Annotated in this window: 27 protein-coding genes; 14 read left to right on the top strand and 13 right to left on the bottom strand. The window is 69.7% G+C overall.

Features of this window, described 5'->3' with window-relative positions:
• Positions 1-37: 37 nt before the first annotated feature.
• Positions 38-1,603: an apolipoprotein N-acyltransferase gene (gene lnt, locus MRBLWS13_RS03195; RefSeq protein WP_349427614.1), complete on the top strand. Its 1,566-nt coding sequence runs from the start codon at positions 38-40 to the stop codon at positions 1,601-1,603.
• A gap of 23 nt (positions 1,604-1,626) precedes the next feature.
• Here the strand turns inward: lnt and MRBLWS13_RS03190 are convergent, their stop codons facing one another.
• The 4 genes from MRBLWS13_RS03190 to MRBLWS13_RS03175 form a co-directional block, all read right to left on the bottom strand.
• Positions 1,627-2,010 (bottom strand): RNA polymerase-binding protein RbpA, encoded by a 384-nt coding sequence (locus MRBLWS13_RS03190; RefSeq protein WP_349427613.1) that lies wholly within the window; start codon positions 2,008-2,010, stop codon positions 1,627-1,629.
• A gap of 126 nt (positions 2,011-2,136) precedes the next feature.
• The gene (locus tag MRBLWS13_RS03185) at positions 2,137-2,913 is read right to left on the bottom strand and encodes a glycerophosphodiester phosphodiesterase family protein (RefSeq protein ID WP_349427612.1); all 777 of its coding nucleotides are present in this window, start codon (positions 2,911-2,913) and stop codon (positions 2,137-2,139) included.
• Complete coding sequence (locus tag MRBLWS13_RS03180; RefSeq protein WP_349427611.1) at positions 2,910-3,908, bottom strand: SPFH domain-containing protein; 999 nt, start codon at positions 3,906-3,908, stop codon at positions 2,910-2,912. Before MRBLWS13_RS03180 ends, MRBLWS13_RS03185 begins: the two co-directional genes overlap by 4 nt.
• Positions 3,905-4,399 (bottom strand): NfeD family protein, encoded by a 495-nt coding sequence (locus MRBLWS13_RS03175; RefSeq protein ID WP_349427610.1) that lies wholly within the window; start codon positions 4,397-4,399, stop codon positions 3,905-3,907. The genes MRBLWS13_RS03180 and MRBLWS13_RS03175 overlap by 4 nt, the downstream gene beginning before the upstream one ends.
• Before the next feature lie 42 nt (positions 4,400-4,441).
• Here MRBLWS13_RS03175 and MRBLWS13_RS03170 point away from each other — a divergent pair, with 42 nt between their 5' ends.
• Both MRBLWS13_RS03170 and MRBLWS13_RS03165 read left to right on the top strand, forming a co-directional pair.
• Positions 4,442-5,215 carry an SDR family oxidoreductase gene (locus MRBLWS13_RS03170; RefSeq protein WP_349427609.1) on the top strand — a complete coding sequence of 258 codons (774 nt, stop codon included), beginning with the start codon at positions 4,442-4,444 and terminating at the stop codon, positions 5,213-5,215.
• A 3-nt stretch (positions 5,216-5,218) separates the two neighbouring features.
• Positions 5,219-7,204, top strand: a complete 1,986-nt coding sequence (locus tag MRBLWS13_RS03165; RefSeq protein WP_349427608.1) for a S9 family peptidase — start codon at positions 5,219-5,221, stop codon at positions 7,202-7,204.
• A gap of 70 nt (positions 7,205-7,274) precedes the next feature.
• Here the strand turns inward: MRBLWS13_RS03165 and MRBLWS13_RS03160 are convergent, their stop codons facing one another.
• Positions 7,275-7,832, bottom strand: coding sequence for a DUF308 domain-containing protein (locus MRBLWS13_RS03160; RefSeq protein ID WP_194415527.1), 558 nt, complete (start codon positions 7,830-7,832; stop codon positions 7,275-7,277).
• A gap of 185 nt (positions 7,833-8,017) precedes the next feature.
• Between MRBLWS13_RS03160 and MRBLWS13_RS03155 the strand changes: the two genes are divergently transcribed.
• From MRBLWS13_RS03155 to MRBLWS13_RS03145, 3 genes are read left to right on the top strand one after another with little or no spacing between them, the layout of a single operon-like run.
• On the top strand, positions 8,018-8,611 hold the full coding sequence (locus tag MRBLWS13_RS03155) for a sulfite oxidase-like oxidoreductase (RefSeq protein WP_349427607.1): 594 nt from the start codon (positions 8,018-8,020) through the stop codon (positions 8,609-8,611).
• Positions 8,608-9,333 (top strand): ferredoxin reductase, encoded by a 726-nt coding sequence (locus MRBLWS13_RS03150; protein ID WP_349427606.1) that lies wholly within the window; start codon positions 8,608-8,610, stop codon positions 9,331-9,333. The genes MRBLWS13_RS03155 and MRBLWS13_RS03150 overlap by 4 nt, the downstream gene beginning before the upstream one ends.
• Entirely contained in the window at positions 9,333-9,602 is a 270-nt protein-coding gene (locus tag MRBLWS13_RS03145) for a DUF6510 family protein (protein WP_349427605.1), read from the top strand. The genes MRBLWS13_RS03150 and MRBLWS13_RS03145 overlap by 1 nt, the downstream gene beginning before the upstream one ends.
• An 18-nt stretch (positions 9,603-9,620) precedes the next feature.
• Here MRBLWS13_RS03145 and MRBLWS13_RS03140 read toward each other — a convergent pair whose 3' ends face one another.
• Positions 9,621-10,541: an AEC family transporter gene (locus MRBLWS13_RS03140; protein ID WP_349427604.1), complete on the bottom strand. Its 921-nt coding sequence runs from the start codon at positions 10,539-10,541 to the stop codon at positions 9,621-9,623.
• 88 nt (positions 10,542-10,629) lie between these two features.
• On the opposite strand from MRBLWS13_RS03140, the gene MRBLWS13_RS03135 reads away from it, so the two are divergent.
• Positions 10,630-11,076, top strand: coding sequence for a pyridoxamine 5'-phosphate oxidase family protein (locus tag MRBLWS13_RS03135; protein WP_349427603.1), 447 nt, complete (start codon positions 10,630-10,632; stop codon positions 11,074-11,076).
• 46 nt (positions 11,077-11,122) lie between these two features.
• Here the strand turns inward: MRBLWS13_RS03135 and MRBLWS13_RS03130 are convergent, their stop codons facing one another.
• Both MRBLWS13_RS03130 and MRBLWS13_RS03125 read right to left on the bottom strand, forming a co-directional pair.
• Positions 11,123-11,896: a DUF899 family protein gene (locus MRBLWS13_RS03130; RefSeq protein ID WP_349427602.1), complete on the bottom strand. Its 774-nt coding sequence runs from the start codon at positions 11,894-11,896 to the stop codon at positions 11,123-11,125.
• Between the two features lie 352 nt (positions 11,897-12,248).
• On the bottom strand, positions 12,249-12,674 hold the full coding sequence (locus tag MRBLWS13_RS03125; protein ID WP_349427601.1) for a MarR family transcriptional regulator: 426 nt from the start codon (positions 12,672-12,674) through the stop codon (positions 12,249-12,251).
• Between the two features lie 74 nt (positions 12,675-12,748).
• Here MRBLWS13_RS03125 and MRBLWS13_RS03120 point away from each other — a divergent pair, with 74 nt between their 5' ends.
• From MRBLWS13_RS03120 to MRBLWS13_RS03110, 3 genes are all read left to right on the top strand, one after another.
• Positions 12,749-13,156, top strand: coding sequence for a hypothetical protein (locus MRBLWS13_RS03120; RefSeq protein WP_349427600.1), 408 nt, complete (start codon positions 12,749-12,751; stop codon positions 13,154-13,156).
• Between the two features lie 163 nt (positions 13,157-13,319).
• Positions 13,320-14,282 carry a hypothetical protein gene (locus MRBLWS13_RS03115; protein ID WP_349427599.1) on the top strand — a complete coding sequence of 321 codons (963 nt, stop codon included), beginning with the start codon at positions 13,320-13,322 and terminating at the stop codon, positions 14,280-14,282.
• Between the two features lie 156 nt (positions 14,283-14,438).
• The gene (locus MRBLWS13_RS03110) at positions 14,439-15,146 is read left to right on the top strand and encodes a GNAT family protein (RefSeq protein WP_349427598.1); all 708 of its coding nucleotides are present in this window, start codon (positions 14,439-14,441) and stop codon (positions 15,144-15,146) included.
• A gap of 39 nt (positions 15,147-15,185) precedes the next feature.
• Here the strand turns inward: MRBLWS13_RS03110 and MRBLWS13_RS03105 are convergent, their stop codons facing one another.
• Entirely contained in the window at positions 15,186-15,449 is a 264-nt protein-coding gene (locus MRBLWS13_RS03105) for a DUF6458 family protein (protein ID WP_349427597.1), read from the bottom strand.
• 208 nt (positions 15,450-15,657) lie between these two features.
• Here MRBLWS13_RS03105 and MRBLWS13_RS03100 point away from each other — a divergent pair, with 208 nt between their 5' ends.
• From MRBLWS13_RS03100 to MRBLWS13_RS03090, 3 genes are all read left to right on the top strand, one after another.
• Positions 15,658-16,995 (top strand): MFS transporter, encoded by a 1,338-nt coding sequence (locus tag MRBLWS13_RS03100; protein ID WP_349427596.1) that lies wholly within the window; start codon positions 15,658-15,660, stop codon positions 16,993-16,995.
• Positions 16,996-17,095: 100 nt separating this feature from the next.
• Positions 17,096-18,019 (top strand): pseudouridine-5'-phosphate glycosidase, encoded by a 924-nt coding sequence (locus MRBLWS13_RS03095; RefSeq protein ID WP_349427595.1) that lies wholly within the window; start codon positions 17,096-17,098, stop codon positions 18,017-18,019.
• Positions 18,016-18,852 (top strand): PfkB family carbohydrate kinase, encoded by an 837-nt coding sequence (locus MRBLWS13_RS03090; protein WP_349427594.1) that lies wholly within the window; start codon positions 18,016-18,018, stop codon positions 18,850-18,852. The genes MRBLWS13_RS03095 and MRBLWS13_RS03090 overlap by 4 nt, the downstream gene beginning before the upstream one ends.
• Positions 18,853-18,868: 16 nt before the next feature.
• Here the strand turns inward: MRBLWS13_RS03090 and MRBLWS13_RS03085 are convergent, their stop codons facing one another.
• Together MRBLWS13_RS03085 and MRBLWS13_RS03080 are read right to left on the bottom strand one after the other, a co-directional pair.
• A complete protein-coding gene (locus MRBLWS13_RS03085) occupies positions 18,869-19,315 on the bottom strand; it encodes an SRPBCC domain-containing protein (protein ID WP_349427593.1) in 447 nt (148 codons plus the stop codon).
• Positions 19,308-19,697: a metalloregulator ArsR/SmtB family transcription factor gene (locus MRBLWS13_RS03080; protein WP_331905966.1), complete on the bottom strand. Its 390-nt coding sequence runs from the start codon at positions 19,695-19,697 to the stop codon at positions 19,308-19,310. Before MRBLWS13_RS03080 ends, MRBLWS13_RS03085 begins: the two co-directional genes overlap by 8 nt.
• A gap of 88 nt (positions 19,698-19,785) precedes the next feature.
• Here MRBLWS13_RS03080 and MRBLWS13_RS03075 point away from each other — a divergent pair, with 88 nt between their 5' ends.
• The gene (locus MRBLWS13_RS03075) at positions 19,786-20,355 is read left to right on the top strand and encodes a dihydrofolate reductase family protein (protein WP_349427592.1); all 570 of its coding nucleotides are present in this window, start codon (positions 19,786-19,788) and stop codon (positions 20,353-20,355) included.
• Positions 20,356-20,404: 49 nt separating this feature from the next.
• Here MRBLWS13_RS03075 and MRBLWS13_RS03070 read toward each other — a convergent pair whose 3' ends face one another.
• Positions 20,405-21,169 carry an SGNH/GDSL hydrolase family protein gene (locus MRBLWS13_RS03070; RefSeq protein ID WP_349427591.1) on the bottom strand — a complete coding sequence of 255 codons (765 nt, stop codon included), beginning with the start codon at positions 21,167-21,169 and terminating at the stop codon, positions 20,405-20,407.
• A gap of 42 nt (positions 21,170-21,211) precedes the next feature.
• Positions 21,212-22,561, bottom strand: a complete 1,350-nt coding sequence (locus MRBLWS13_RS03065) for an MFS transporter (protein ID WP_349427590.1) — start codon at positions 22,559-22,561, stop codon at positions 21,212-21,214.
• Positions 22,562-22,578: the final 17 nt, after the last annotated feature.

The following is a 22,578-nucleotide window of genomic DNA, read 5'->3' as shown; positions in this document are numbered from 1 at the left end:
AAGAGCATCGTCGTCCGGCTCGCCTAGGGTGGATTCCGTGCCACCCGACGCGCCGTCCCGCCCACCGCTGCCGCGCCCGCTCCTGCCCCTGTGGGCGGCGGTCATCGCGGCGGCCGTCGGCGGACTCGCCCTCACGACGGCCTTCCCGGCGCTGGCGTGGTGGCCGATGGTGTTCGTGGCGATCCCGCTGACACTGATCAGCCTCATCGGCCGGCGGGTCTGGGGCGCCGTCCTGGTCGGGCTGGTCTTCGGACTGGCGTTCTTCCTGGTGAACGTGTCGTTCACCGCGCGGTATCTCGGCCCTGTCCCGTGGATCGCTCTTGCGACCCTCGAGGCGCTCCTCACGGCGGTGACGGCCGTGCCGATCGCGCTGGCCTACCGGTGGCTCCCGCGCGTGCGGACGGGCGCCTGGGCGCGCCTGGTGGCCCTCCCCGCGATCGTGGCCGCCCTGTGGGTGCTGCGTGAGCAGCTGCTCGGCACGTGGCCGTACGGAGGGTTCCCGTGGGGCCGTGTCGGCATCTCGCAGGCCGACAGCCCGCTTGCGAGCGTCGCGTCCTGGGTGGGCGTCGCGGGGCTGTCGTTCTTCGTCGTCATGGTGTGCGCGAGTGCGGTCGAGTGGGCGCGGATGCGCCGGTACCGCGACCTCCGCACGGCTCTCCCTGTCGCCGTCGTCGCGATCCTGCTGTTCGCGCTGCCGCAGTTCCCTACGACGGACGCCGGCACCATGCGCGTCGGGGCGGTCCAGGGCAACGGACCGGCGGGCTACTTCGACGAGCGCGGCCGGAACGACGTGCTGAACGCCCAGCTGCAGGCCACGGCTCCGCTGTTCGGCGAGGATCTCGACGTGCTGCTGTGGCCGGAGGGCGGCGTCGACTCCGATCCGACAGCGAATGCGAGCACCGCCGCGACGCTGGATGCGCTGGCGGGTCGGCTCGATGCGCCACTCGTCGTCGCGGCGGTCACGCAGCGCGGTGACGAGTACTTCAACTCATCCCTGCTGTGGGAGCAGGATGCCGAGAATCCGGTCGACGTGTACGACAAGCGGCATCCCGTGCCGTTCGGCGAATACGTCCCCGATCGCTGGCTCTACCGGCTGTTCGCGCCGGATCTCATCGATCTGGTGCAGCGGCAGTACACGCAGGGCGGCTCCCGCCCGTTCTTCGACGTGGACGGCGTCGGCGTCGGCCTGGCGATCTGCTTCGACGTCATCTACGACGACGTGATCTGGGACGGCGCGCAGGACGGCGCCGAGATCTACATGTTCCAGACGAACAACGCGGACTTCCGCGGCACCGACGAGAATCTCCAGCAGCTCGCCTTCGCCCGCATGCGCGCAGTCGAGACGGGACGCTCGGTCGTCAACATCTCGACGGTCGGGACGAGCCAGATCATCGCCCCCGACGGGTCGGAGATCGCCGGGATCCCCGCGGACACCGCCGGCCACATGCTGGAGGACGTGCCGCTGCGCACCGGGCTCACGCCCGCTGTCACCTTCGGGGGTGCGATCCAGCTGCTGCTCGTATGGGGCGGAGTGATCGCCCTCGTCTGCCTGGGCGTGCTCGGCCGCCTGCGCCCGGGGAACGCGAAAACGCCGGCCCCGTAGGGCCGGCGTCGCGCGGATGCGGGTCAGGCGCTGAGCTTGTCCGCCGTGACGCTCTCACCGGCTCCGCGGCGGGCGCGGATGTAGGCGAGACGCTCCTCCAGAAGCTCTTCGAGCTCCGGAAGGGTGCGGCGCTCCAGGAGCATGTCCCAGTGGCTGCGCGGGGTCTTGTCGCCCGAGTGATCGACGGTCGCGGTGCCGTCGCCCACCCGCAGCAGCGCCTCGGCACCGCACGTGCGGCACTCCCAGGCGGGCGGAACCTCGGCGTCAACCGCGAAGGTCAAAGTCGTGTCACGTCCACACGACGTGCACGTGTAGATGTGTTGTGCGCGCTCATGGAACACGACGCCCTCTTCGCTCTGTAGGCTCTGGGCGCCGAGTCGGATGCCGCGCAGACTGCGGTCTGCCATTTTGTGGTCCTCTCGTCGCTGTACAGGTATAACGAAGTGACCTGTGCGGATCATCCGAAGGAGCCCTGTTCATCGACCTTTCACAGTGGATGCACAGCGGGACTCGCGGTCGGTCACATGGGCGTGCTATGTCAGTGCGGAGAGCGCGACGTCGGCGCGATCGGTGACGATGCCGTCGACGCCCATCGAGACGAGACGCCTCATGTCGTCGGGCTCGTTCACCGTCCATACGTGGACCTCGACATCGTGCCGGTGCGCGGCGGCGACGAGTCGAGGCGTGACGATGCGGAGGCGCCCCTGACGTTCGGGCACCTGCAGGGCGTCGATGCCCGCCAGCGCCCGGGCCAGCAGCCGGTCCGACCGTGACGCCACGGCGGTCAGCACGCGCCCGATGGTGCTGCGGCCCGCAGACGTCGCAGGGCGAACGCCTCGGCCCATCGCCGCGGCGGCATCGAGGGCGGCACGCCGCCGCGCGTCGGAGAAGCTGGTCAGCAGCACGCGATCGCCGAAGGACGCGACCGTCCTGCCGACGGCGGACGCGGCAGCCGTCGCCTTCACGTCGAGGTTGAACCTCGTCGCCGGGAACGCGTCCAGCGCCTGGGCGAGCGTGATGAGCCCGCCGCGACCTTTCATGAGGTCTTCGAGTTCGCGCACGGGGACGTCGGCGACCTTGCGAGGGTCACCGGTGACGCGCGACAGGTCGTCGTCGTGGAACAGCACCACCACGCCGTCCGCAGTGAGGTGGCAGTCCGACTCGACGTAGTGCGCCCCGGCGGAGTGGGCAGCGGCCACCGCGGCGAAGGAGTTCTCCACCATGCCGCCGCGGGCGGCATCCGATGTCACGAGCCCGCGGTGCGCGAGGATGCGCGGCGTCGCGACGCCGCTGAACCACGGGTGGGTCACGGGGTGGGCGGGGTGACTGCGGGCGGCGGGCCGCCCAGTGCGGAGCCGCCTGAGGCGGTGCCCGTGCTCTGCGCGCGACCCTTGGCCGCGGCATCCGTCATCACACCGGCGAACGAGCCGGTCAGACCTTTGAGCGCCTCGGTGAACTCGCTCGGGATGATCCAGAGCTTGCTCGATGCGCTGTCGGCGATCTTGGGGAGCGTCTGCAGATACTGGTACGCCAGCAGCTTGTCGTCGGGGTTGCCGGAGTGGATCGCGTCGAACACGGTCTGGATCGCCTCGGCCTCGCCCTGCGCCCGCAGCACCGCGGCCTGTTTGTCGCCTTCGGCCTTGAGGATCTCGGCCTGCCGACGGCCCTCCGCCTCGAGGATCTGAGACTGCTTCGAGCCCTCGGCGGTCAGGATCGTCGCGCGACGCTCGCGCTCGGCACGCATCTGCTTCTCCATCGAGTCCTGGATCGAGTGCGGCGGGTCGATGGCCTTCAGCTCGACACGGGAGACGCGGATGCCCCACTTGCCGGTGGCCTCGTCGAGCACCACGCGCAGCTGACCGTTGATGTTGTCGCGGCTGGTGAGTGCCTCTTCGAGGTTCAGCCCGCCGACCACGTTGCGGAGGGTGGTCGTCGTCAGCTGCTCGACCGCACCGAGGTAGTTCGCGATCTCGTACGTGGCGGCACGCGCGTCGGTGACCTGGAAGTACACGACCGTGTCGATCGACACCACCAGGTTGTCCTCGGTGATCACGGGCTGCGGCGGGAATGAGACGACCTGCTCGCGCATGTCGATGAGCGGACGCAGCCGGTCGATGAAGGGGACCAGCAGGTTCAGGCCCGGCATGAGGGTCTTGTGGTAGCGGCCAAGACGCTCGACGATGCCGGCATTGGCCTGCGGGATGATGCGGATCGAGCGGAATATCACGACCAGCACGAAGATGAAGACCGCGATCGCGAGGATCCAGCCGATCGCGGTCGGGATGGCCGAGCTGATGTCGTTCATGCGAGCGGGTCCTCAGATGCCGGGGGCAGGGGAGTGGGGAAGTCGGAGCGGACCACCGCGGTCGCGCCGTCGATGCGGCTCACGCGCACCGGCGTGCCCGGGTCGAGGTCGCCGGATTCGGTCCGGGCGGTCCAGATGTCGCCGTTGGCGAGCTTGACCTGCCCGGCGTGGGCGCCCACCGACGAGACGACGGTGCCGCGCAGCCCGATGAGGGCGTCGACGTTGGAGGGCGTCGGATCTTCGCCGCGCCGCAGGCGGCGCAGCAAGGGTGGCCGCAGGACCAGCACGAGGATCGCGGCGACGGCGGCGGCGATGATCACCTGAAGCCAGATCGGGGCGCCCAGCAGGTCCGTCATCAGACCGGCCAGACCGCCGATGCTGAGCATCAGGAAGGTGAAATCGAGAGTGAGCATCTCGATCACGAGGAACACCAGGATCAGCACCAGCCAGCCGATCCACGCCCACTGCTCGACGGTCTCGATGAGCTCCACGGTGCGCCTCCTCAGCTCGAACCTAGCAGGTAGGGTCTACACGTGACTGAGACATCCACCCCGCTTCCCGAGAGTTCCCTGAGCGGCAAGACCGCACTCGTGACGGGCTCGTCGCGCGGCATCGGCGCCGACACCGCGCGCTACCTCGCACAGGCCGGCGCGAACGTCGTCATCAACTACCGCAACAAGGCTCCGAGGGCCGAGAAACTCGCGACCCAGCTGCGTGAACTCGGGGTGCAGGTCCTCGTCGTCGGCGCGGATCTCACCGACCCGGCATCCGTCCAGGCGATGTTCGACGAGGTCGCCCGCACGTTCGGAGCACTCGACGTCCTCGTGCTCAACGCTTCGGGCGGCATGGAGTCCGGCATGGCCGAGGACTACGCGCTGCTGCTCAACCGCGACGCGCAGGTGAGCGTGCTCGAGACCGCCCTGCCGCTTCTCGGTGAAGGCTCGCGGGTCGTGTTCGTCACGAGCCACCAGGCCCACTTCATCCGGACGACGCCGACGATGCCCGAGTACGAGCCGGTCGCCCTCTCCAAGCGCGCCGGCGAGGACGCGCTGCGCGAGCGGATCCCTGCGCTGACCGAGCGCGGTGTCGAGTTCGTGGTCGTCTCGGGCGACATGATCGAGGGCACCATCACCGCAACACTGCTCGAGCGTGCGAACCCGGGCGCGATCGCCGCCCGCCGCGAAGACGCCGGCAAGCTCTACAACGTCTCCGAGTTCGCGGCCGAGGTCGCCCTCGCCGCGCTCGAGCCGGTGCCCGCCGACAACACGCGTCTGGTCGGCGACGTCTCGTCGTTCGGGACGGAGTGATCGATGCGGGCTCAGGACATCGAGACCCTCGTCTCCGTCGGACGCCCCGAGATCGCCGCTGACGGCTCGTTCGCCGTCTTCGCGTCCTCGCGCCCCGACATCGCCGCGAACCGGGCCGTCGGCCAGCTCTGGCGCGTCGACCTTCCCGACGGCGCCCCGCGCCGCCTCACGCGCGGCGTCGCCGACGGCTCTCCGAAGCTCTCGCCCGACGACTCCCGCATCGCCTTCGTGCGCGCCGACGCCAAGGGCAAGGCGCAGGTCCACGTCGTGGCGGCGGGCGGCGGCGAGCCGGTGCAGGCCACCGACGCGACGCTCGGCGTCGAGGACTTCGCGTGGTCGCCCGACGGCGCCACGATCGCCTACCTCGCGCGCGTGCCCGAGAAGGGCCGCTACGGCAGCGTGGAGGGGCTGGATGCCGCGGCCGAGGCGCCGCGTCACATCACGGGCATCCGCTGGCACGCGAACGGTCTCGGCTACATCGGCGACCGGCCCGCGCACGTCTTCGTGATCGCGGCCCCGGAGCCGGATTCCGAGCCGTTCTACGAGCCCGCCGCGGCCGTGCGCCCCGACGATGCGACGCCGCCGAAGCAGATCGTGGTGGCCGCAGAGGCGCGTGCACTGACCGAAGGCGCGGCGTCCCACGGCGGTCTGGCGTTCACCGCCGACGGCCGCGAGGTGCTGACCGTCCCCGACGACATCGAGGCGGACCGCCGCGACCTGCGCAACCGCCTCCTGGCGATCTCCGTCGACGGCTCGGGTGAGCGTGAGCTGCTGTCAGCCGACGCCGGTCTCTCGCTATCGGGGCTGGATGTCGCCGACGACGGCACCATCGCACTGCTCGCCAACGAGGTCGGCGACGGCGTCGACTTCGTCGCACCGGCTGTCGGCCTGTGGCTGCTGGAAGAGGGCGGTCCGGTCCGGATCACGGATGCCGAGACGATCGACCTCGGTGAGGCCGGCAGCCACATCACGGCGGTCGGCGACGGATTCCTGGTGCAGGACCGCACACGTGGCCGCGTGCGGCTGATCCGCGTCGGCCGCGACGGCGCCCTCTCCGAGGTCCTCGGCGGCGACGTCGAAGTGACCGGTCACGCCGCCGCAGGTGACCACGTCGTCGCCGCCGTGGTGCGCCCCGACTCGTTCGGCGAGCTCGTGCTCGTCGAGGCCGGCGCCGCCCGCACCTTGACCGCGTTCGGAGCGCCTGCCGCGGCATCCGGCATCGCTCTTCCGCGCGAGCTGACCGTGGCGGGTCGCGATGGCTACCCGGTGCACGGCTGGATCGCCGCACCCGAGGGCGAAGGACCGTTCCCGGTCATCCTGCAGATCCACGGCGGACCGTTCGCGTCGTATGGGGTGCACCTGTTCGACGAGACGCAGGTGCTCGTGGATGCCGGCTATGCGGTGGTCTACTCGAACCCCCGCGGCTCGGCGGGCTATGGACGAGCGCACGGTCGCAGCATCCGCCAGCAGATGGGCACCGTCGACTTCGCCGACGTCATCGACTTCCTCGACGGAGCCATCGCCGACGACGCACGTCTGGACGGCGAGCGGGTCGGCGTGATGGGCGGCTCGTACGGCGGCTACCTCACCGCCTGGGTCATCGCGCACGACCACCGCTTCGCCGGCGCGATCGTGGAGCGCGGCTTCCTCGAGCCGCTGTCATTCCAGGGGACGAGCGACATCGGCTCGTTCTTCGGCGACGAGTACGTCGGGATCTCGGCCGACGACATCGCGCGACAGAGCCCGATGGCGGTCGTCGGCCAGGTGAAGACGCCGACGCTCGTGATGCACTCGGAACTCGACTTCCGCTGCCCGCTCGAGCAGGCGACACGGTACTACTCGGCGCTCAAGCGCCAGGGCACCGAAGCCGAGCTGCTGGTGTTCCCCGGCGAGAACCACGAGCTCACGCGCTCAGGACGGCCGCGCCACCGCATCGAGCGTTTCGACGCTGTGCTCGACTGGTGGCGCCGGCATCTGCCGGTCGACTGACCAAGGTCGTACAGAAGACGCCGGCCCCGGGAGCGATCGCTCCCGGGGCCGGCGTCTGATCGGGCTCGGATCAGATGTCGCCCTTGAAGGTGAAAGCGCGGACGATGTTGATGATGCCGAGGACGATGAGCGAGATGCCCAGAATCCACCAGAGCACGATGACGCCCCAGATCGGCGAGAACAGCACGATGATGCCCGCGATGATGCTCAGGATGGCGAAGAAGATCGACCAGCCCTTCGAGGCGGCGTCACCGAGTGTCGACAGCGCGACGATGCCTTCGACGATCCACATGATTCCGATGAGGATGCCGAGGAACAGCGCGAGCCACGCGGTCGTCTGACCGATGTTGAACAGCGCCACGACGCCGGCGATGATGAACAGGATGCCGAGGGCGATGTGGCCGACACGCGCCCACCCGCCCTTCGTCTTCGAGAAGATCCCGAGACCGGCGTAGACGAGCCCGGCGGCGATCGCGTAGATCGCGATGATGACGGTGACCACGGCGGCGGTCTTTCCCGGCCAGACCAGGATCAGGATGCCGACGATGAGTGCGAGGACGCCGCCGACGCCGAGCGCCGTGCGGATCCCGTTGACGGCCGACTTCTCGGCTTCGGATGCAGTGGACATGGGCGCCTTTCTGAGAGTTCCCTGTACGTGGTGCGGCTAAAGCTTAGACCCCTTGTCGAACATGCAGGCGACCGTGAACGTGTGTTGCCGGATGCCCATCGCCCCGACGGGCCGCACCGCGCTACCGTGAGCGGAGCGTATCCGTGATCATGCGCGTCCGTTCGGAGCGCAGGAGGAGGGTTTCGATGGCCGTCGTGTCGAGGGGTTTCGGAGCACGGCGTCGCGAAAGCGATCCGCGACTGCCGCCCGGCCAGTACCTGACCGAGGACTTCCCGGTGCTGTCGGCGGGGCCCACGCCCCGTATCGACCTGGGGGAGTGGCGGTTCGGCATCCGCACCGAGGGAGGCGCGGAGACCTGCTGGACGTGGGAGGAGTTCCAGGCGCTGCCCATCGAGGACGTCGACACCGACATCCACTGCGTCACGCGCTGGTCGAAGCTCGGCACGTCGTGGCGGGGCGTGTCGCTGGACACCCTCCTCGACGAGGTCGAGACGGATGCGGCCTACGCCATGGCGCACTCGTACGGCGGCTACACGACGAACATCCCGCTCGACGAGCTGCGCGAGGGCCGGGCGTGGGTCGCGTTCGAGTTCGACGGCGAACCGCTCGACCCCGAGCACGGCGGCCCGGCGCGACTGCTCGTGCCGCACCTCTACTTCTGGAAGAGCGCGAAATGGGTGCGCGGACTCACACTGATGGACGACGACGAACCCGGCTTCTGGGAGCAGAACGGCTACAACATGCACGGTGACCCCTGGACCGAGGAGCGATATTGGTGACGGTGGGAGGCTGGCAGCCGGCTCGTGTGGTCGAGGCCGTCGGTACGACGCCGTCCGCGCGCCTGCTGCATCTCCAGGTTCCCGGTTGGCCCGGGAACGAGGCCGGACAGCATGTCGACATCCGGCTCACGGCCGAGGACGGCTATCAGGCCGTGCGGTCGTACTCGATCGGCTCGTACGGACCCGGCGAGACCATCGAGCTCGCCGTGGACGAGATCCCCGACGGAGAGGTGTCGCCCTACCTCGTGCGCGACGTGCTGCCCGGCGACGAGCTCGAAGTCAAGGGTCCGCTCGGCGGCTACTTCGTCTGGCGGCCCGGGGGAGCGGAGCCGGTGCAGCTGATCGCGGGCGGCTCGGGCATCGTGCCGCTGATGGCGATCGTACGGGCGGCGACGGATGCCCGAGCCGCGGCATCTGTCCGGCTCCTGTATTCGGTGCGCACGGCGGAAGACGCGATATATCGCGACGAGCTGGAGCGCCAGGCGAGCAACGGGGGAGTGGCCCTCACCTGGAGGTACACGCGCGGCGCACCCGGCGGCTGGCAGGGACGCGTGGGACGTGTCGACGATGACGTGCTCCGTGCCGCCACGTGGGAGCCGGGTCGGGAGCCGATCGTCTACGTGTGCGGCCCGACGGGTTTCGTCGAGCACGTCGCGGACGCGCTCGTCGGGCTGGGGCATCCGCCTGCCCGGATCAGGACCGAACGTTTCGGAGGTGCGTGATGCGCGCGGAGATCGCGACCAGCACGGTCGACGGCAATGCGGCCGCAGGGCTGCTGTGGGATGTGTTCGAGGCCGACGTCACGGCTCTGATCGCGGTATGCGGCGGATGTCGGGAAGGCGCCCCGGTCGCCGAGGCGATCGTCGAGATCGATGAGGCGGCGGCCATCGTGCGCTGCCGCACCTGCACGCACACGCTGTTCACCGTGCTCCGGCACGAGGGCGGGGTGCGGCTCGTGGTGGGAACCCTGCACGAGATCGTCCGCCCCTGATCCGGCGATCAGCGCACGCTAACCCAGCAGCAGCGTCACGAGAATGAGGACGGGGACGCAGCCGATCGTCGTCAGGAAGACGGTGTCGCGCGAGATCGTCTCGCCCACGTCGTAGCGCTGCGAGTAGTTGAACACGTTCTGCGCTGTCGGCAGGGCGGCGAGCACCGTGACCACCAGTACGTCGTGCGCGGAGAGGCCGAAGACGAACTCCGCCACGGCCCAGGCGATGACCGGCATCGCCACGAGCTTCAGGGTGCTGGCGAGCACGATGTCGCGCCGGCGGCCCGAGGGCGCCAGCACGCGCTGCCCGTGCAGCGAGATGCCGTAGGCGATCAGGAGGATCGGCACGCACGCGTTCGCGATGAGCACCGTGGGCTCCATCACGATCGGCGGCAGCTCGATGCCCGAGACCGAGACGAGGGTGCCGAGCACGGAGCCGAGCACGATCGGGTTCGTGGCTACGCGCGCGATGGCGCGCCACAGCGACGCGCGGGCGGTGGTGACGGCATCCAGGATCGCCATCGTGATGGGGGTGAACACGAGGAGCTGCATCAGGATCACCGGCGCCGGATATGCGGCGCTGCCGAGCAGGTACAGCGACAGCGGGATGCCGATGTTGTTGGAGTTCACCTGGCCGGCGCTCAGTGCGCCGATCACGGTCTCGCCGACCGAGCGCCGCCAGGCGATGCGCGCAATGAAGGCGTGCGCGAGGATCACCGCCACGGCGGCGATCGCCGACACGGGCAGCAGCGCCGAGAAGAGGGTCTTCACATCCGCCTGCGCCAGCACGACGAACAGCAGGAAAGGCGAGAGCACGAAGAACGTCAGCCGCGCGAGCACCGGCCGCGCGTGCTCGCCGAGGAGGTCGATGCGGCCCAGGATCCACCCGACGAGGATCGCCACGCCCACCACGACGAACCCGGTGAGCGACTCCAGCATGGTCCGAGCCTAGGAAATCGTTCTCTCGGGTGCCAATCGCGCGTCGCCGTCTGACAGACTGGCACGCGCCGAACCAAGGGAGCCATGGATGCCTGAACCCCGTGACCGCGCGACCCGCAAGGTCGATCTGCTCACCGCGCTGACAGCGCCGGCAGCCGATGTCTGGGTGGCGACCGCGTCGCCGGACGCGGCGGCGCACCTCGTTCCGCTGTCGCTCGCGTGGATCGACGACCGTGCGGTCATCGCGCTCGAGGAGCGTTCGGTGACGGCCCGCAACATCGCGGTATCAGGGATAGCTCGCCTGGCGATCGGACCCACCCGCGACGTCGCGATGATCGACGCCGTACTCGAGCGGTCGGCGGGTGTCGACGACGAGTCGCTGGGCGGCGCGTACGCGGCACAGGCCGACTGGGATCCGCGCGGACTCGCCGGATACGTGTTCCTCGTCCTGCGACCGACGCGCATCCAGGCGTGGCGCGAGTCGAACGAGCTGGCCGGACGCGTCCTCATGCGGGACGGTGCCTGGGTGGTCTGAGCGGGACCTCGGCGGCGGATGGTCCTCGGGCATCGGCCACCGGATGTCAGTGGTGATGAGCGTGCTCCGGGGAGCTCTCCGCCGCCTCGCCGAGATCGTCGCCGTGGCCGGCGCGGATACGGGGCCACTGCGCCGTCGGACGGCCCTTGAGACTCATCTGCTGTCCGCGTGTGTCGAACTGCTTCGGCCAGCCGGCGGGGGAGTCCTCCCAGAACTCCTGCCTGCCGTACACGGTGAGGTCCATCAGCGCGTATGACGGTGCCATGCGCTCGTTGCCGCGACCGGTCGTCCAGTACGTCTCGTAGACGCGGTCGCCGTCGCGCAGGTAGCAGACCAGCATCCCGAAATCCCGCCCGGCGACCAATTGGTCGAGCGACTCCACGGGCACGGCGTACCAGGGCATCGTCCAGCCCATGAAGTCCCGGTAGCGCGAGCTCGCCTCGTAGGGGCCCTCGCAGAACGTCGCGTAAGTGATGTCGCGCGAGTTCAGATACGACAACTCGTTCATGTGGCTGGTCGAGAACGTGCACCCGACACACTGCCGGGCCGCAGGCTTCCCGTCATGCCACATGTGGAAGTACGCGATCAGCTGGGAACGCCCCTCGAAGACCTCGATGAGCGGGATCGGACCATCGGCGCCGATCACCGGCGTCGTCGGATCGACCTCGACCATCGGCAGCCGGCGACGTTCTGCAGCGAGTTCGTCACCGGCGCGCGTGTGCGCCTTTTCTTTTACAAGCAGGTCATCGAGTCGGCTCTGCCACTCGGCGCGGTCGGTGGTCTCCGGCAGCGGCCGGGCGCCGGAAGGGGTTTCTGTCATGGCCTATCTCTAGTGCCGGGCCGGAAGGGGCGCAATGGGCTGGACTTCCTTCATGTGCCGATAATGCACATTATGTCAGCTTGAACAGATCCTACGTGCGGAATTCGCACATAGATCGGACACGGGTACCGTCCACCGCTCCCCTCGAATCTCCTGGCTGGCGAGCAACATCTAGGCAACTGGGCAACATACCGGAGGATGCCGGCTGCTGCATCATCGCGGCGAGCAGCGCATCCGCTCCGTCGAAGCTGAGCCAGCAGCGCGTGAGAACCGCGAGCTTCCACCACAGCATCGCTCGACGTGGTCGCCCCTGTTGCGGGGTCTGCGAGGTCGCCTGCGACCCGGGCGGCGACTACCTCGCAGAGGGCTGCAGCTTCCTGAGTAGCGCGACCAGCCTCTCCCCCTCTTCGCCGGACAGCGGCGCGACGACGTCCCGCTGTGCAGCTGCCAGTGCTTCCTCCAGCCGCGGCAGGAGTTCTCGGCCCGCATCGGTCACGTTGACGATGTTGCGGCGCCCGTCTGCCGGATCCGGCTCACGTCGGACCAGCTGATGGGCCGACAGGTTGTCCAGTGCGACAGCGACGTCCTTGCGGTCGAGATCGAGATGGCGACCGATCTCGACCTGACTCACTCCCCCGTGCTCGTCGAGCACCGCCAGCGTGCGGTAGTGCACGGGCCGCAGCTCGAAGGGTGCGAAGGCGCGCTGCAGGAGCTCCTGCGCGCGCGCGTTCGCTCGGCTGAGCAGCCAGGTGGGCAGGTCGACGACTCGAGTCAGCACGCGATCCAGCATAGGGGTTGTTGGAATGGCCAACAATGGATATCGTTGGGAAACCCAACGAAAGAGGAGCACTCATGACGCCTTTCGGACCACAGCTGCTGGGCGAGACGGAAAAGGCCCTCGGCGCCGTGCTCGCCCGCGTCCTCGACAGCACCGGCCTCACCGAACAGCAATGGGTCACCCTCCGCCTTGCCGGCCAGAACGACGGCCGGGCCGAATTGGTCGGGTTCATCGCCGATCGCGCGCATTCCGCCGACGCCGAGCGGATCGTGGCTTCGCTCACCGCCCGGGGGCTCATCACCGGCAATCGTCTCTCCCCGGCGGGGCAAACCCTGCTCGATGATCTCCGCGCCAGGGTCGACTCGGCGGCGGCGCCGATCTGGCGCGACCTTCCGGCGAGCGACGTGGCGGCGGCAGAGCGGCTGCTCAACACCGTGGCGGGCAGGGCGCGGAGCGTCCTCGCCGAATGGCCGTCCTCGTGACGGCCCGGCGGGCTGCGCCGCGTCGAGCCAGGAAGACCCTGGCAACCGCGGCGCGGGCTCTGGGTGAACGATCGTCGTGGGTCCAAAGACTCTGTCACCGCGACGGTCCCCGCACTAGCTTGTGAGCGTCGACGTCTCTGCGGCGGCGTGGAAGGAGGGCGTCATGGACACGCTGACCGACCGTTACGTGTGGGCGGTGACCCGCGGGGTTCCGCATGACCGCCGGAAGGACGTCGGCGAACAGCTGCGTGCAGACGTTGCGGCGAACGTCGCGGGCAGACGTGCGGCCGGTGCGGACGCGCGAACCGCTGAGACGGCCGCGATCACCGACCTCGGCGACCCCGATCGTCGTGCCGCCGAGGCGTCCGGGCGACCGGGGTACCTGATCGGCCCTGCCTACTTCTTCGACTACCGCCGCATCCTGATCATCGTTCTGTCCGCGGTGACGCCGAGTGTCTTCGGCGCTCTGCTGCTCGTGGAGGCGATGGCCGGGACGGACCTCTGGAGGGCGCTGCTCTCCGCGCTCACGGTCGCCGTCACGGTGGCGGTGCAGGTAGCGTTCTGGATGACGGTCGCCTTCGCGGTGATCGACCGGATGTCGGGGGGCCGGCGGCGGACGCCGACCACATGGAATCCCGCGGACCTTCCCGAGCTGCCGATGGCACGGGTGGGGCTGGGTGAGACGATCTTCGCCCTTCTGGCCTACCTGCTGATCATTGGTCTGATCGTGTGGCAGCAGAACATCTGGGTCGTCGAATCGGCGGGTGGCACAGCGATTCCGCTGCTTGATCCGGCCCTGTGGTCGTTCTGGCTCCCCTGGTTCATCGTTCTCGCAGTACTCGAGATGGCGTTCGCCCTCACGCTGTACGCGGTCGGCCGCTGGACCTGGGCCCTGGCGTGGGTCAACGTCCTGCTCAATCTTGCGTTCGCCGTGCCGGCGGTGATGCTCGTGGTGACCGATCAGTTGCTCAGCGCGCAATTCCGCGAGGTGTTCGCCGACGTGATGCCGCTGCTGGAGGTGTTCCTTCGGATCATTCCATACATCATCGTGGGTGCCACCGTGCTCGACGCCGTCGGCGGATTCCGCAAGGCGTACCGCGGGCGCTCGCCGGCATCCGTCCGCTGAACACGCCGCGGGGCCGGTACTCCACGCAAGCGCCCGGGGCCGAGACGCGTCGATACTGCGTGGATGCGTCACCGGCTGCACGGGAGGAGACCCACTCCAGGGGGCCGGGAGGGATGCCGGCCGATCATAGGAGGCGCCGTCTGGCAGACTTCCGGGATGCCGCACCCCGACATCCTCACCCGTCTCTGGCCCGCGTCCGCCGTTCGCGTGAGTGCCGGCGACCTCGAGCTGCGCTGGATCGATGACGACCTCCTGCTCGAGCTCGCCGACCTGGCCGGGCGCGGCATCCATGATCCCGAGGCGATGCCGTTCGAGCACCCGTGGTCGCGTGGCTCGGCGGACGAGATCGCGCGCAGCGTGCTCGCCTACCAATGGGGAATCCGCAATCGGATCTCGCCGGAGGCCTTCGTCCTCGAACTGGCCGTCCTGCACGGCGGGGTGCCCGTGGGGATCCAGGGGCTCACCGCTCAGGACTGGCCGGTGCTGCGGAGCGTCACGACGGGATCGTGGCTCGGCCGCGCCCACCAGGGACGCGGCATCGGCACCCGGATGCGGATGCTGGCGCTGCACCTGGCCTTCGAGGGGCTCGATGCGCGCGAGGCGATGTCGGGGGCGTTCGTAGACAACGGTGCCTCGAACGCGGTCTCCAAGCGTGTGGGTTACGACCGGGATGGCGCGTTCCACGTGGCCCGTGAAGGCGCCGCCGTCGTTCACAATCGCTATGTCATGTCGCGCGAGCGATGGGAGTCCGTTCGGTCGGACCACACCGAGCGCCTGGGCGCCGCTGTCGAGCTTCACGGGATAGAGGGCCTCCGGGCACAGCTGGAGCCAGTCCCACCCGGCGCGGGGGCCGGACAGCACTGACCGCGGGCGCGCCATCGCGCCCGCGGTCAGGCGTGTCCGTCAGAGTCCGGCTGCGTCGTCCGTCGTGCTCGTGCTCTGGCGGGTCACACGCTCGTTGACGGTCGGGTCGACCGCCGTGTGCGTGACGGAGTCCGACCGGCGGCGGCGGGCCAGCAGAACGATGCCGACGATGAAGATGACGGCTCCGGCACCCATGAGGATGTAGCCGATCATGTCGAGATTCACCCACTCGACTTCGACGTTCACCGCGAACGCGAGGATCGCGCCGATGGCGAAGAGGGCGATGCCTGCTCCGATACTCATGCGAGGTGTCCTTTCCGGGGCGCGGCGATCAGCCCTCCCCTAGCTCGGGACGCGTTGTCCCACCCCCCACGCTGGCGCATCGGCGCGTGACGGAAGAGGGGGTTGACAGACGACGGATGCGTCCCCTGGTGTGACAGCGGTTCCGCGTGCGCTGTCCGAGCCGCTCGGTCTCGATCGCGGCATCCACGGCGGTGACTACTGTGGAATGGTGCACAGTCTGTCCCGTCCCCGAGCGACGGGGCCGGGACTGCGAGCCTGGGCGATCTGGACGGTCGGGGTCGCCGCGTACGTCCTCGCGATCACCAACCGCTCGTCACTGAGCGCGGTCGGCGTCGACGCGGCCGCCCGCTTCGACGCCGACGCGGCCACCCTGTCACTGTTCGCTGTCGTGCAGCTGGCGGTCTACGGCGGCATGCAGATCCCCATCGGGGTGCTGCTGGACCGTTATGGCGCGCGCCCGATAATGACGGTGGGGATGCTGCTGATGGCGGTGGGCCAGCTCACCATGGCCATCTCCCCCAGCGTCGGGGTCGCGATCCTGGCGCGCATGCTGCTGGGCGCCGGCGACGCCGCGATCTTCCCTGGCGTGCTGCGTCTCATCGCCACCTGGTTCCCCGCCCAGCGAGGACCCATCATGGTGCAGCTCACCGGCATCGTCGGGCAGTCCGGCCAGCTGGTCGCGCTGATCCCCCTCGCCGCGCTGCTGCACGCCACGTCGTGGACGATCACGTTCGGCAGCATCGCCGGTCTCGGCGTGCTGTTCGCGATCCTCGTGTTCCTCCTCATCCGCAATCACCCACCCGACCGCGACGAGGACGTGTCGGTCGACACCGACACCGGTGCGATACGGGTCGTGACATCGTCCGTCGACACCGGGGTCGGCATCCGTGCCGCCTGGGCTCACCCGGGCACGCGACTCGCGTTCTGGTCGCACTTCACGACTCCGTTCGCCGGCACCGCGTTCGTGCTGCTGTGGGGCATGCCGTTCCTCACCGCGGGCGAAGGGCGCACGACGGCAGAGGCCGCCTCGATCATGTCGCTGTACGTCGTGGTGGGCATGGCGCTGGGACCGATCATGGGTGAGATCTCGCGCCGAGTGCCGCACCTGCGCTCGCGCGCCCTCGTGCTGCCGACGGTGGCCGTGCAGGCCGTCGCCTGGCTCGCGGTGATCGCGTATCCGGGACCGGCGCCGCTCTGGCTGCTGCTCGCCTTGGCGGTCGCGTTGGCGACCGGCGGACCCGCCTCCATGATCGCGTTCGACCACGCGCGCACCCACAACCCATCGCATCGCCTCAGCACCGCCACAGGTGTGACGAACGCGGGCGGCTTCCTCGCCGCACTGCTGGCGATCCTGCTCATCGGCCTCGCGCTCGACCTGCAGGGCGCCGGCACGCCGGCGACCTATAACCTCGACGCCTTCCGGATCGCCTTCCTGATGCAGGTGCCGCTGTGGCTCCTCGGCGGCACGTTCATCGTGATCGAGCGCAAGCGCACCCGTATCCGGCTCGGGCTGGTGCCGCCCCGCGCGCCGCGTCGTCGGCGCTGACCGCTTCCGGCGCGATGTCGAACAGAACGTCTCGGCGAGTCGCGGCGTCAGATCGGTACTGTGACCTTGTCCGGGTCCGCAGCTGGTCCGGATCGAAAGGATGCCCGTGTCCGCTCCCCTCTTCATCGCCGCAGAGGTCCGGGAGGCTATCGCGGCCGGTGAGCCGGTTCTCGCGCTCGAGTCCACGATCTTCACGCACGGGCTTCCCCGCCCGCGGAACCTGGACGTCGCCCTCGAAGCGGAAGCGCGTGTGCGCGCGTTCGGCGTCGTGCCGGCGACCATCGGGGTGGTGGACGGCCGCCCCACCGTGGGGCTGTCCCCCGACGAGATCGAGCAGCTCTCGACCGCGGACGACGTGGTCAAGGCGAGCGTCCGCGACATCCCCGTCGTCGCCGTGAAGGGGCTGAGCGCCGGCACCACGGTTGCAGCGACCGGATACCTCGCGGCGCGCGCCGGTCTGCGCGTCTTCGCGACGGGGGGCCTCGGCGGCGTCCACCGCGGTGCCCCGCAGACCTTCGACGAGTCCGCGGATCTGCTGACCCTGGCGGGCCTGCCGCTCGTGGTCGTCAGCGCAGGCGTCAAGTCGATCCTCGACATCCCGCTCACACTCGAGCGGCTCGAGACGCTCAACCTCGCCGTCGTCGGCTACCGCACCACCGACTATCCCGGCTTCTACATCGCCGACTCGGGGCACGACATCGAGTACTCGGTCGACTCCCCCGCCGAGATCGCGGCCATCGCGCGTGTGCGCGACGGCCTCGGCATCTCGTCCACGCTGCTCGTCGCCAACCCCGTCGCCGCCGAGCGCCAGCTGGATCCGGCCCTGCACGACGATGTGCTCGCGCGCGCGCTCTCCGCCGCGAATGCGAGCGGCGTCTCCGGCCACGACACGACGCCGTTCCTGCTCGACTTCCTCCAGCGCGAGACCGGTGGTCGCAGCCTCGACGTCAACGTGGAGGTGTACCGAGGCAACGTGGGTCTCGGTGCGCGCATCGCACTGGCCCTCGCGGACACCACCAGATGATCGTGGTGATCGGCGACCTCGTCGCCGACCTGATCGTGCTGGGCGGGGCGGCGCTCGAGCGCGGCACCGACAATCCTGCCGAGGTGCGCCTCACGCGAGGAGGCAGCGCCGCCAACGTCGCCGCTGCCGCGGCGCCGCGGCATCCGTCGCGCTTCATCGGCTGCGTGGGAGACGACACGCTCGGGCACGCGCTCGTCGGCGAGCTCGTGGCCGCGGACATCGACGTCAAGGTGCAGCGCGGGGGCCGCACCGGCTCGATCGTCGTTCTCGTCGATGCCGCCGGCGAGCGCACGATGATCACCGACCGCGGTGCGGCGGCGGAGCTCGGCCCGGTCGATCCCGCGTGGACGGCCGGCGCCGAGTGGGTTCATCTGCCGCTGTACGGCTTCGCATCGCCACGCTCTCGAGACGCGGTGACGGATGCCGCGACGCGCGCCGCTGCCGATGGCGCCCGTGTCAGTCTCGATCTGTCGAGCGTGGCGACGCTGCGGGATCTCGGCAGCGCGGAGCTGCAGGGCATCCTCGCGCAGGTCCGCCCCGATGTCGTCTTCGCCAACGAGGATGAGGCACGCCTGACGGCCGAACTCGGTGTCGAGCCGGAGGGTGTGTACGTGGTGAAGCGCGGCGCCCAACCGGTGCTCGTCCGCGTGGACGGGCAGTCGCACGCTGTGGCCGTCGAGCGAGCCGATGACGTGCTGGACTCGACCGGAGCCGGGGACGCCTTCGCGGCAGGCTACATCGTAGCGGCGCTCGGCGGCGCCGACGCATGCGAGTGCGCCCGGGCGGGCAGCGCGCTCGCGATGAGCGCACTGCGCCGTCCGGGCGCACTCTGATCCGGGCGCTGTGGCCTCAGACGCTCTGGAGCTGCGCCAGCACGTCCTCGATGTCGTCGATGAACGCGTTGTAGCCGGCGATGGTGGCAGCGACCTGCTCGTCCGAGAAGTCGCTGCGGTCCTGACGGATGGTCAGCACGGTGCCGTCGCCTGTCTCTTCCAGGTCGAACAGCACGGGCAGTCCGGCGTCGTCGCCCGGCTGGTCGGTGAGCGTCATCGCCAGGTGCGAGGGCGGTTCGACCACCTGGTACTCCCCCGCCCAGTCGATCCGGTTGCCGTCCGGCAGCAGCATGACCGCACGGAAGGCGCCGCCCGGGCGCACGTCCATCGTCAAAGTGTCCTGCGGCACCTCGACGGCCGCCGTGCCGAACCATACGGCGAAGTGCTCGGGCTTCGTCAGCGTCTCGAACACGAGCTCGCGCGGCGCCTGCAGTGTGCGCGTGACGGTGAAGTACTCAGTCATGGTCGTTCTCCTTCTCGGTGGGTGCGGCGTCGCCGCCTGTCGGAGTGTCGGTACGGGTGCCCAGCTGCTGCAGGGCGTTGAGATAGTGATCGAGGGCGCCCAGGCTGTCTTCCCAGAACTGCGCGTAGCCGCCGATCCAATCGGATGCCGCCGCCAGCGGACGTGCGTCGAGCCGAGCCGGCCGGTACTGGGCGTTGCGGCCCCGCGTGACCAGCCCCGCTCCCTCCAGCACACGCAGGTGCTTCGACACGGCGGCGAAAGTCATGTCGAACGGTGCGGCGAGCTCCCCCACCGTGGCCTCGCCTTCGCTCAGCCGGGCGAGGATCGCCCGCCGCGTCGGATCGGCAAGCGCCGAGAACGTCAGGCTCAGTGCGTCCGTCATCTCGCCTCCTTGTTCAACTAATCAGTACAATACCGAACGGTTGAATACGTGTCAACAATCTGTCCGAGGTGGCGAGTACGGTGACGGCATGCCCCGAGTGATCTTCTACACCGCCACTACGCTCAACGGCTTCCTCGCCGACGATCAGGACTCGCTCGAGTGGCTCTTCGCCGCACCGGGCGGCGAAGGCGGTGATGACGGCTTCCAGCGCTTCCTCTCGGGCATCGGTGTGCTCGTGCAGGGCTCGTCGACCTACCGCTGGGTGCTGGAGCACGAGGACCTCGTGGCACACCCCGAGAAATGGCCGTCGTACTACGGCAGCCGGCCGACATGGGTGTTCTCCCGCAAGGAGCAGCCGGTGGTGCCGGGCGTCGACATCCGTTTCGCCTCCGGAGAGGTCCGCGACGTCTGGCCGGCGATCCGCGAGGCGGCGGGTGAGCTTGATGTCTGGGTCGTGGGCGGCGGCGATCTCGCCGGCCAGTTCGCCGACGCGGGCCTGCTCGACGAGATCCGGGTCTCCGTCGCGCCGGCGACCCTGTCTTCGGGCAAGCCGCTGTTTCCCCGCAACCTGCGCCCGGACCGCCTCGAATTGACGTCGGTGCGCCAGGCCGGTGCCTTCGCCGAGCTGACCTACGCGGTGACCGGCAAGGCGGCCTGAGCAAGGGGCGCTGCGCAGAGCCCGCCGCACTGGTGAGTCGCGTTGTCGGTCAGTGCGCGCGGGGTGCGAACTCGGTCCACTGCCCGAACTTCGCCTCGCGGCCATCGCCCGACGACGTGCCGGTCAGGCGACGGCGCACCCAGGGGCCGACGTGCTCGCGATAGTACGCCGCGCCACGGGTGCCCCGGGGTGGCAACGGTGGCAGCGACCACCATTCCCGCGGGACGGGCTCCACGCCCAGCGCGTCCAGGACGCGGGCGGCGACGCGATGATGGCCACGCGCGTTCATGTGCAGGCGATCCTCCGACCAGTACGGCGGAGTCGCGAGCTCCTCGTCGAACCAGTTGTACGCCTGAACGACGTCGGTGCGCGATGCGAGGCGCTTCTCGACGGCGTGAGACAGCAGGTCGCCGCGCCGCTGGATGACCCGCCGCAGCGGCAGTTGCCCCGTGGGATTCGCGCCCGACAGGACGATGAGGTGCACGCCCTCCTCATCGCACCGGCGGACCACCGTCTCGAACGCGGCGAGGACGTGCGCGATGCTCGTCCGTGGCCGCAGCATGTCGTTGCCACCGCCGTTGAACGACAGGTGGGTCGGCTTCAGGGCGAGCGCCGGTTCCAGCTGCTGCTCGACGATCGGCCACACGAGCTTGCCCCGGATCGCCAGGTTGGCGTATTCGATCGGCTCGCCTGCGGCGTCGGCCCAGCCCTGTGCCACAAGGTCGGCCCAGCCGCGCACGTGCCCGTCGGGGAGCTCGTCGCCCACACCTTCGGTGAAGGAGTCGCCGATTGCGACGTATCGAACGGATGCCACGGGCTCCAGCCTACGGCCGGCCGAGCGAGCGTCCGGCCACGGTCACCGGTCGTCGAGCGCGACGCCGCGACGATCGACGAGTCCCCACGCGGCTGCGGCCGCGATGGCGAAGAAGACGGCGAACACGACGAAGAGCACGGGGGCACCGCCGGCGAGCAGCAGCGGCGGCACGACGAGCGGCGCGACGATGGACGCGATGCGTCCGACACCCGCAGCAAATCCCGTGCCGGTCGCCCGCAGCGAGGTGGGGTACATCTCCGGTGTCACGGCGTACAGCGCGCCCCAGGCGCCGAGATTGAAGAACGACAGCGCCATACCCGCCGCGATGATCGCCCCCGGCCCCGCGGCGGTGCCGAAGAAGACGGCCGACACCGCCGAGCCGACGAGGAACACCGAGAGCGTGAGCCGCCGCCCCCACACCTCGATCAGCCAGGCGGCCACCGCGTACCCCGGCAGCTGAGCGAGCGTGATCACCAGGGTGAAGCCGAACGAGCGCACGAGGTCGTACCCCTGCGCCACCAGGATCGAGGGGATCCAGATGAAGGCGCCGTAGTACGAGAAGTTGACGCAGAACCAGACGAGCCACAGGCACGCGGTGCGCACGCGGAACTCGCGGGCCCACAGCGCGCCCAGGCGCTGTCGAAGGGAGGTCGCCGCCGCGGGGGGCACATCGGCGCGTGCCGGCGCTGCCGCCGCGGAGGAGCCCGCCGCCACCTCGAACGTCCGGACCACGGACTCGGCCTCGGCGAAGCGGCCACGACGCTCCAGCCAGCGCGCCGATTCGGGCAGCCCCCAGCGCACGATGAGCGCGTACACCGCCGGGATCGCCCCGAGCGCGAACGCCCAGCGCCACCCGTTCTCGGACGCCGGGATCACGAAGTAGCCGATGAGTGCCGCGAGCGTCCAGCCGACCGCCCAGAACGCCTCGAGGATCACGATGAGCCGGCCGCGCATTCGGGCGGGGGCGAACTCGCTGACGTAGGTGCTCGCGACCGGCAGCTCGGCGCCGAGGCCCAGCCCGACGAGGAAGCGAAGCACCAGGAGCGCCGCGAGACCGCCGACCAGCGCACTCGCGCCCGTCGCGACGCCGTAGACGAGAAGCGTCAGCGCGAACACCTGTCGTCGCCCGAAGCGGTCTGCGAGGAGACCGCCGACACTCGCCCCGATGGCCATGCCGACGAAGCCGATCGACGCGATCCACGCCGTCTCGCTCGGAACCAGGTTCCACTGCGCGGCGAGTGCGGCGATCACGAACGAGATGAGGCCGACGTCCATCGCGTCCAGCGCCCAGCCGATCCCCGAACCGGTGAGCACGCGCAGGTGCACGCGGGTGAACGGCAGTCGGTCGAGCCGCTCCGAGAGCGTCGACGTGCGGGTTCCGGCATCCGTCATAGCGTCATGCTACGGAT

The sequence above is a fragment of the Microbacterium sp. LWS13-1.2 genome (assembly GCF_040144835.1).
Classification (GTDB): domain Bacteria; phylum Actinomycetota; class Actinomycetes; order Actinomycetales; family Microbacteriaceae; genus Microbacterium.
This window is presented reverse-complemented; position numbering and strand designations above follow the sequence as displayed.

Coding starts and splice junctions, on each gene's coding strand:
- MRBLWS13_RS03190 (WP_349427613.1), bottom strand. CDS start 2,010: ATGGCAGACCGCAGTCTGCGCGGCATCCGACTCGGCGCCCAGAGCCTA.
- MRBLWS13_RS03180 (WP_349427611.1), bottom strand. CDS start 3,908: ATGAACGACATCAGCTCGGCCATCCCGACCGCGATCGGCTGGATCCTC.
- MRBLWS13_RS03165 (WP_349427608.1), top strand. CDS start 5,219: ATGCGGGCTCAGGACATCGAGACCCTCGTCTCCGTCGGACGCCCCGAG.
- MRBLWS13_RS03160 (WP_194415527.1), bottom strand. CDS start 7,832: ATGTCCACTGCATCCGAAGCCGAGAAGTCGGCCGTCAACGGGATCCGC.
- MRBLWS13_RS03155 (WP_349427607.1), top strand. CDS start 8,018: ATGGCCGTCGTGTCGAGGGGTTTCGGAGCACGGCGTCGCGAAAGCGAT.
- MRBLWS13_RS03145 (WP_349427605.1), top strand. CDS start 9,333: ATGCGCGCGGAGATCGCGACCAGCACGGTCGACGGCAATGCGGCCGCA.
- MRBLWS13_RS03140 (WP_349427604.1), bottom strand. CDS start 10,541: ATGCTGGAGTCGCTCACCGGGTTCGTCGTGGTGGGCGTGGCGATCCTC.
- MRBLWS13_RS03135 (WP_349427603.1), top strand. CDS start 10,630: ATGCCTGAACCCCGTGACCGCGCGACCCGCAAGGTCGATCTGCTCACC.
- MRBLWS13_RS03130 (WP_349427602.1), bottom strand. CDS start 11,896: ATGACAGAAACCCCTTCCGGCGCCCGGCCGCTGCCGGAGACCACCGAC.
- MRBLWS13_RS03120 (WP_349427600.1), top strand. CDS start 12,749: ATGACGCCTTTCGGACCACAGCTGCTGGGCGAGACGGAAAAGGCCCTC.
- MRBLWS13_RS03115 (WP_349427599.1), top strand. CDS start 13,320: ATGGACACGCTGACCGACCGTTACGTGTGGGCGGTGACCCGCGGGGTT.
- MRBLWS13_RS03110 (WP_349427598.1), top strand. CDS start 14,439: ATGCCGCACCCCGACATCCTCACCCGTCTCTGGCCCGCGTCCGCCGTT.
- MRBLWS13_RS03105 (WP_349427597.1), bottom strand. CDS start 15,449: ATGAGTATCGGAGCAGGCATCGCCCTCTTCGCCATCGGCGCGATCCTC.
- MRBLWS13_RS03095 (WP_349427595.1), top strand. CDS start 17,096: ATGCCCGTGTCCGCTCCCCTCTTCATCGCCGCAGAGGTCCGGGAGGCT.
- MRBLWS13_RS03090 (WP_349427594.1), top strand. CDS start 18,016: ATGATCGTGGTGATCGGCGACCTCGTCGCCGACCTGATCGTGCTGGGC.
- MRBLWS13_RS03085 (WP_349427593.1), bottom strand. CDS start 19,315: ATGACTGAGTACTTCACCGTCACGCGCACACTGCAGGCGCCGCGCGAG.
- MRBLWS13_RS03080 (WP_331905966.1), bottom strand. CDS start 19,697: ATGACGGACGCACTGAGCCTGACGTTCTCGGCGCTTGCCGATCCGACG.
- MRBLWS13_RS03075 (WP_349427592.1), top strand. CDS start 19,786: ATGCCCCGAGTGATCTTCTACACCGCCACTACGCTCAACGGCTTCCTC.
- MRBLWS13_RS03065 (WP_349427590.1), bottom strand. CDS start 22,561: ATGACGGATGCCGGAACCCGCACGTCGACGCTCTCGGAGCGGCTCGAC.